Genomic DNA, 7,961 nt, shown 5'->3' with positions numbered 1-7,961 from the left:
CGGCTTACCCGTCTCCCGCACGATCCGCACAGCCCCATCCCGGAACTCACGGTCATACTTCTTCCGTTTCTCTGACATCGCTACCCCTTATAGCTGATGCCTCTACGGTCTCGGGGGAACCTCACCTCCACCGCCCACACACTCGTCATCGAAGGACCGTCCTACCGCCAACGGCACCGGGCCGGCCAAGTTGACCCCAACACCAACACGAGCATCCTCATAACGCGCCACGGTGGTCCCATCCCCCTGGCAATCAGGTGGTACCCATCACCCTGGCAAGCGACATTTACCGCTGATCAGCGGCAGATTCGTGTAATTCGACCCAGCTCCTGTGTCCTGATCGGGTCGGGTCGTGTCGTCGCGTGCTGATGAGCCCGGTTGATCGTGGCATCCATCGACACCGTCCCGTCGAGCTGGCCGCCGACATCAGCCATCGCCAGCGAGAGGCCTGGTTGTGCGGTTATCCGGTCTGGTGACGACCGGGGCGCACCGATGCTTATCCCTTGATGAACGAGGCCGATCGCGGCCGTTTGCGCAAGCAATTCATCATCCACACAAGGGGACAGGCGTATCGGCAGCCGGACGCGATCGGAGCAGAGTAACCCGGAGCACAACGAAATGGCGCTGCGCGCGACGAACGCGATGGATTGATCAGCCGCCGCGGGCGGCGACCATTGCCGACCGGTTGACCTTCGTGGCAGCAGTACGGGGTATTTCGTCAACCAGCTCAACGGTTTTCGGTACCTTATACGCAGCGAGCCGCCCCTTGGCGAACGAAATCACGGATTGAGGGTCCGGCCGCCGCCTTGTGTCGGCCGCTTGTATCACCGCGTGCACCCGTCGCCCCCATTGCGGATCGGCGAGTCCGATCACCACTACATCGGCAATGTCGGGATGATCGATCAACGCTGACTCGACCTCGGCGGGAAAGACGTTCGCGCCACCGGTAACGATCAGGTCAGTTCGTCGGTCGACGATATAGAGGTAGCCATCGGCGTCGAGGTAACCGAGATCTCCGGCGGAGGTGAAACCGTCGGAGGTCGTGGGAAGGGGAGCGGCTCCCCCGATGTAGCGGTATTGGCCACTCATCGGCGACCGGAGATAGATTTCTCCGATCTCACCGGGCGCGACGGTCGCGCCGTCGGGCCCGATGATCCGGATTTCGGTGTCGCGGAATCCCTTTCCTACACTTCCCGGATGCTGTAGCCACTCGTCGCCGCGAAGGGCAGCCAGGCCGAGATTTTCGGTCATGCCGTATGAGAGCACGACGCGCTCGGGGCTGAGCAAGTCAAACCAGCGCCGCAGCAGGGTTTGAGGCATGACAGCAGCGCCCTGCAGTATCCATTCGATGCTCGATAGGTCGCGGGATTCGATATCGGGTTGGTCGGCCATGCGCGCCAACATGGTGGGAGTCACGGTGAAGGTTGTGATTCGGTGATTTTCGATCGCGTCGAGGACTAGTGCGGCGTCGAACTTCTCTATGACCACCAAACGGTCGCCGCCCAGCAGATAGCTCAGCGGAATGAAACCGTTGGTGTGGTACATCGGGGCGGGCACCAGGATGGTCTGAGGTTGGCTGACCGATGTCCAGCGTGCCATGAACGGCGTGCTGCTCGCCGGTGTCCACAACGCTGGTGCGGTATTGAGGATGATCTTGGGCAGTCCGGTCGAACCAGAACTGCAAATGCCATTCAGCGCTGGAGGTGTTACGTCGGGCAATGGGGTCTGCTCAGCGCGGGTGGCGAGATCTGCGATGTTCTCTCGGTTAGCGTCGGTGAGCACGAATACCGGGTCGATGACGTCTAGGAGGCGGTTTTGTTCCCATTCAGGCAAATCCCAGCGCATCGGGACCGGCACCGCGCCCAGCTTCCACGTAGCTAATGCGGCAAGCACTATTTCCACCGAGTTCGGCACGGACAGCGCGACCATCTCTCCGTACCCCACGGACTGTGACTGCAGGGCACGAGCCCAGGCATTCGCTCGACGTTCTAACTGTTCCCAGGAAAGCGTTGTCTCGGTGGCGTCCCGGGCTATGAACGTCAGCGCTGTTCCATCCGGATTTTCCGCCGCCCGCACACTGAGCTGACGGCCATAGGACACGCCAGTTGCTTGCGGCGCCACCGTCGATGGATGTACGTCAGACATGGCCGTCCTGTTCGCTTGCAGCGGCATTGGTACGAGGGGCTATAACAACCTCAATCTTTTTAAGATAGCAAACTAAGGTTGGGGCCTCGATGCGGCCCGGGGCGCCGCGGTCGATCTCTTCGCAACGCGACTCGCTAGCCACTTCGACCTGAAAAAGTCGGGGCGTGGCGGTCGCGACGACGACTCCAGCATGAACGCGTCGCGTTTCAGTGCTCACCGCGCCCGGTATAATTCACTCATTTTCCTATGCCAATATATTAACGATTTGGGTACCGTGTGAGGGGGTGCGTGGATGGCGGCAATGCGGGTTTCTTTTCCGAGAGCTGCAGTGAGTCCGCTTGCCGACGTGACCTTTCCGTTGAAGGGCCCGAAACGGTTCATCGTCGGTTGACGCGTGATGCTGGAATCTAGGGCAACGGTGAGGCTGGCAAGTGCAAGCCCCGACTCGTGCGCTTCGGTCGTGAATCGATACCGCCTCGACGTCTACCTTTTTCCCTGACGGACGGCGTCGAGTCGACCGGCGAACTGCTGGTCGATCGCTCGCTTAGTGGGTGAGCGTTAACGATATTCATTCCTGCGGCCGCAGACCTCAGACCTTTGCGCATACTTAGGCGCATCCTGGGCCAGTCTGACTCCGGCGATCGAGGCGCCGTCCGCGCCCACCGACGGCACACCACCGGCCGTCAGCGCCACGATGGCCCCTGAAGATATGAAATAACTGGCATCAGCTGTGTTCTTCATACGCCGACGGCCGCGGGGACCTCACCGTCTGGGGTGACTCGACCCCAGACGGGCTCCCGGCCAAATGCGTCCTCTCGAGCACCGAATGAGTTCGGCAGCAAGGGCATTCAAGTGACAGCCCTGCGTGCAATTGGACGGGCGTCGCTATCCGATACGGAGGCCATCTACTCCGGCGCGCCCCATCAGGCGGCGAAGTCTGACATATTGTAGGAAGTTTGTAACATCAGTATCGTGCCCGCAGAAGGAGAGTCTATGGTCTTCGACCCTGACGTAGTGCACGCCAAGTACCTCGCCGAGCGCGACAAGCGCCTGGTTCCCGGTCGGGCAGCCATCCGAGACCTGACCCGCGACGAATGTGTGGCCGGGTACCGGGCCGACCCCTTCACGCCCTACGTCGAGCGTCAGCCCGTCATCGACGATCCCGAGGTGGTGGTCCTGGGCGGTGGCATCGCGGGGATCCTCGCGGGCGCTCATCTGCGCAAGGTGGGTGTCGAGCGCATTCGGATCATCGACGCAGCCGGCGGCATGGGCGGCACCTGGTATTGGAACCGCTATCCGGGTGTGATGTGCGATGTCGAGTCTTATCAATACCTTCCGATGCTGGAGGAGCTCGACTACATCCCTACTCGGCGTTACGCCTTCGGTGAGGAGATCCGTCAGCACCTGCAGGCGGTCGCGGACCGCTTCGACCTGACTCGGGATGCGCTGTTCCACACCGGGATCACCCAAGCCACGTGGGATGAGGGCGCCGGTCGATGGAGGATCCGCACCGATCAGGGCGACGAACTGTCGTGCCGTTACTACGTGCTGGCAGCGGGCATACTGAACTTGATGAAGTTGCCTGCGATTCCGGGCATGGACGACTTCAGCGGACGAGCCTTTCACACGGCCCGCTGGGATTACGGCTTCACCGGCGGCAGCCCGGGCCAAGTGCTGACCAACCTCGGAGATAAGGCCGTCGCGCTCATCGGTACGGGAGCCAGTGGGATACAAGTGCTTCCGCCGCTCGCCGAGGCCGCCCAGCAGGTCTACGTCTTCCAGCGCACGCCGTCGGCCATTGGCGTCCGGGGAAACCGTCTCACCGATCCGTCGTTCGCTGCGGGATTGCAGCCGGGCTGGCAGAAGACGCGGATGGACAACTTCCAATCGATCATGTTGGGCAGACCGGTTGATGTCGACCTCACGGCGGACGGCTGGACGCAGCATTACGCCGCGGTGCACAACCCACCCAGGATCAAGGGTGCAACCGTCGAGGAGTTCATGCGGAATGCCGAGGAGATCGACTTCGCGATCATGGAAGAGCATCGGCAGCGAATCGATAAGCTGGTCAGCGACCCTGATGTCGCCGCCGCGCTCAAGCCGTATTACCGATATCTTTGCAAGCGGCCCTGTTTCCACGACGAGTACTTCGATGCATTCAACCGCCCGAACGTCACCCTGGTCGACTGCCCCGCCGGTGTCGAGCGGATCACCGAGCACGGACCGGTGGTAGGCGGCAGGCAGTTCGAGGTCGACTGCATCGTGTACGGCACCGGCTTCGAAGCCGAGATAACACCGCTGCAGCGCCGCGTCGGCCACGACATCGTCGGGCGCGGCGGCACGTCGCTGGCCGAGAAGTGGGCCGACGGAGCCGCCAGCCTCTTCGGGATGATGAGCCGGGGCTTTCCGAACATGTTCGTGATGCCCGCGCCCGGACAACAATCGGTGGTCACCGTCAACTACACTCAACTCGCCTTGCTCGGTGCGGAATTCGTGGCCGGCGCCGTGGCGCTGCTCGAGAAGCAGGGTGTAGCGGTGTTCGACGTGAACGCCGACGCCGAGGCCGATTGGATAAGGCAGATCGTCGACACCTACGTCGACCCGAGCGCCGTGATGTCGGCCTGCACGCCGTCGCGCCTCAATAACGAGGGCGATCCTGGTGGTGTGAAGCCGCGCGATACGAACTTCGGCCGCGGTTTTGGCGACTTCTTCGCCTACCGTGACTTGCTCGAGGGGTGGCTCGCGTCGGGCGAACTTGACGGGTTGGATCTGGCGTGAGCGATCGGCGGCGCGTGGTCGTCGTCACCGGCGGTGGCGGGGGGATCGGTGCAGCGATCGCCGAATCCGTCAGTCGCACGGGGGCGTTCGTGGTGACCGTCGATCCGCTGGTCTCCGTCGATGGCTCCGAGCGACTCCCTCAACCCGAGAAGACCACCGCGGGGCGCATCGCCGCGGCCGGTGGCGCCGCCCGGGCCTCCGCGGTATCGGTCACCGACGAATCCGGGATCCGGCGGTTGTTCCGGGACCTGGCCGACGAATTTGGCGGGCTCGACGCCGTCGTCAACGTCGCTGGCATCAGCCGCCCCACAGGCTTCGCGAAGGGAAGCGACGAGGACTGGAGCAGTGTGCTTTCGGTGCACCTCGACGGCTACCGCAACGTACTCGGCGCCGCCTTGCCGTTGATGGCGGCGGCTGGAAAGGGGCACATCCTCGGAGTCACCTCCGGATCGGGGTGGCGTTCGGCCGACGCCGGGGCCTACAGCTGCGCCAAGCGGGCAGTGGCCGCGCTGACCTGGCAGGTAGGCCGCCACGCGCCCGGCGGAGTGGTGGTGAACGCCGTATCCCCGATTGCCGCTACCCGCATGGTGGCGGCCGCGCTGGGTCAGCCGCAGCTGACGAGCGCTTCGACGACGGGCGGGCTGTCGTTGGGCTCGATGCCCGCCCCCGAGCACCTCGGCCCGATCTGCGCTCACCTGAGCAGCGACACCTTTGATGCATGCCGCGGGCGGGTGCTGTTCGTCGGCGGATCCGAGGTCGCGGTGATCGACGAGCCCAGGCTGATCGAGGTTGTGCGCATCGATGGCGTTGCGTCGCCGGCCCACGTCATCGACACCGCGACCCGCACTGCTTTGGCCCCAGCCGAGACTAATCAGGTCAGCGGAGGCGGAAGCAATCCGCGATTCGGGCCGATATTCGACCAGTCGCCCGCCGGTGGCCCAACCATGTCCGTCTCGCGGTCGTGCGCGCTCGTCGCCGACGTGCCCGAGGTGACGGCGACGGTCTCCGGTGCGCTGGCGGCGCACGGGGTGGAATGCTACCCGATCGAATCCCCCACGCAGCTGTCCGATCTCGACTCGCTCGACGCAGTCGTGGTCGCCGTGGCGGGCGGCCGGGCTGCAAAGGGTGCGGCCTTCGACTGGGAAGTCGTCCTCTCCGAACACGACAAGATCGCCGAATGGATCCACTCCGACGCCCAGTGGGCGCGGGCCGTGGCCGATTTCGCTGCTACAGGAAACCGCCCGGTCCGGCTCGTCACCGTCACCGCGGCGAACACCGCGGGCGGCCGCAGTAGGGCTCAGGCCTCAGCTCAACTCGCCCGGGCGGGGCGCAAGGCCACCGGCGATCTGGTCGTGCCCTTCGCCGTCAGTGCCGAGTCCGCCGACATCCCTTGCGCATTGATTACCCACCTGGTGTGTAGTCCTTCAGCCGCCGACCTCGCGGGTGCCGAACTGGTTTCCGGCGCAGGGTGGATCGGCCTGCGCAGCCACCCACGACCCATCGGCAGCATCAGCTTCGGCGGTCCCGCCGTGCCCGCATGGTTTGACGACGCCCTGCGAGAGGTCGTGGCGCCCCGATGACGACGGCCAGCGCGAAACCGGCGCGCATTGTCGATGCCCACGTGCACTTGTGGGATCCCGCCCGCACCGACTGGTACCCCTATCTGTCAGCGGCCCAAAACGCCCTGAACATGGGTGACGTCTCGGGGATGTCACGCCGTTTCGATGTGCCCACCTACCTGTCCGAGGCCGCCGGATGGAACGTCGAAAAACTGGTCAACGTCGCCGCTGCTACCGGCGGTCACTCGGTCGACGAAACCCTCGAGCTCGACCGACGAGCCGACGCCGACGACCATCCCGATGCGATCATCGGCGGCCTGCCGCCCACCACGACGGTGGCCGAGGCCGTGGCCGCCCTCGACATACAGCTGGCGGCGCCCCGCTTCCGCGGTGTCCGACCGATGGGGGCTGCGGAGGGTCCGCTGCCCGCTGGGGACATACTTCGAGCCTTGCACGAACGGCAGCTGGTGTTTGAGCTGGCGGTTCACCCCGATCAGCTCGCGGCGGCCGCCAAGGGGCTGAAAAGTCACGGCGACCTCGTCGTGGTGGTCGAGCACACAGGCTGGCCCCGCAACCACTCCGACGAGGAGCGCGCCCTTTGGATGGCGGGCATCGACGCGCTCGCAGATCTTGGGGACAACGTGGTGTGCAAGCTCTCCGGCCTTGCGATGGCGCTCAGGTCAATGGCGCCCGGCGTGTTCGCCCCATGGCTCGAATACGCCATCGACGCGTTTGGCGTCGACCGGTGCATGTTCGCGAGTAATTTCCCCGTCGACGGCATGCACGGCAGCTTCGAAGACCTTTACACCACCTACTGCACAGTCACCAACGGACTCGACGAAGATGCACGGGACAAACTCTTCGCCGCCAATGCCGAGCGGATCTACCGCTGCTAGCGGGTAATTACAAGCGCCGGCCGGAAGACGGCGGGCTCGTGGAATGATTGGAATTTCGAGCACGTGATTCCAAACTTCAAACCAGGCCTCGAACGGTGACGGATTCACACTCCCTACTGATTCTCGACCGGATTTGCGAAACCAGATTTAGCGCCATCGGAAATGGATCCAGAGGCGCAACGTCATTTTTGGTGGCCAAATCCTGGCACAAACAATTCGTTCGTCAGGCACGGCCTCACACGATGGGAAGGAGGTCAAGTCGATCAATGCGATCTTTGCGCGAGCCGCCGCCGACAGCGCCCTGGATAACTCCGATGGATCTTGGTATCCGTTCGACCATGCGGGTCGCACCTGGGCAAGCGACGTCGTCGAAGCCCGATAAGGCGAACGGAGCTGGCCGAGAGCCTCGTGTTATTGCAAACACCGGATCCTAAGCTCATTCGCCATCAAAACCCATTATGTGCTTCCCCTGAGATCGTGGAGGGTTTCTTAAGCCGCTTCCGGCTTCTGACTGTTTTCCCTGATCTCGTAGTTGACGGGCGACAGTCCGTCTGCGGCGCTGTGTCGACGCTGATGGTTGTAG

General features: G+C 63.7%; 4 protein-coding genes. 3 read left to right on the top strand and 1 reads right to left on the bottom strand.

All coding sequences use genetic code 11. The features are described 5' to 3' along the window. Positions 1-651: 651 nt before the first annotated feature. Positions 652-2,145, bottom strand: a complete 1,494-nt coding sequence (locus tag H7J89_RS00075; RefSeq protein ID WP_264035540.1) for a class I adenylate-forming enzyme family protein — start codon at positions 2,143-2,145, stop codon at positions 652-654. A 993-nt stretch (positions 2,146-3,138) separates the two neighbouring features. Between H7J89_RS00075 and H7J89_RS00070 the strand changes: the two genes are divergently transcribed. From H7J89_RS00070 to H7J89_RS00060, 3 genes are read left to right on the top strand one after another with little or no spacing between them, the layout of a single operon-like run. Then, the gene (locus H7J89_RS00070) at positions 3,139-4,923 is read left to right on the top strand and encodes a flavin-containing monooxygenase (RefSeq protein ID WP_264035539.1); all 1,785 of its coding nucleotides are present in this window, start codon (positions 3,139-3,141) and stop codon (positions 4,921-4,923) included. Further along, positions 4,920-6,503 carry an SDR family NAD(P)-dependent oxidoreductase gene (locus H7J89_RS00065; protein ID WP_264035538.1) on the top strand — a complete coding sequence of 528 codons (1,584 nt, stop codon included), beginning with the start codon at positions 4,920-4,922 and terminating at the stop codon, positions 6,501-6,503. Before H7J89_RS00070 ends, H7J89_RS00065 begins: the two co-directional genes overlap by 4 nt. Continuing rightward, positions 6,500-7,378 (top strand): amidohydrolase family protein, encoded by an 879-nt coding sequence (locus H7J89_RS00060; protein ID WP_264035537.1) that lies wholly within the window; start codon positions 6,500-6,502, stop codon positions 7,376-7,378. Before H7J89_RS00065 ends, H7J89_RS00060 begins: the two co-directional genes overlap by 4 nt. The last annotated feature ends 583 nt before the right edge of the window (positions 7,379-7,961 follow it).

It is taken from the genome of Mycobacterium paraffinicum, assembly GCF_025822865.1.
Classification (GTDB): domain Bacteria; phylum Actinomycetota; class Actinomycetes; order Mycobacteriales; family Mycobacteriaceae; genus Mycobacterium; species Mycobacterium paraffinicum.
Note: the sequence above shows the minus strand (reverse complement) of the source record. Positions and strands in the feature narration are given on the sequence as shown.

Coding starts and splice junctions, on each gene's coding strand:
- H7J89_RS00075 (WP_264035540.1), bottom strand. CDS start 2,145: ATGTCTGACGTACATCCATCGACGGTGGCGCCGCAAGCAACTGGCGTG.
- H7J89_RS00070 (WP_264035539.1), top strand. CDS start 3,139: ATGGTCTTCGACCCTGACGTAGTGCACGCCAAGTACCTCGCCGAGCGC.
- H7J89_RS00060 (WP_264035537.1), top strand. CDS start 6,500: ATGACGACGGCCAGCGCGAAACCGGCGCGCATTGTCGATGCCCACGTG.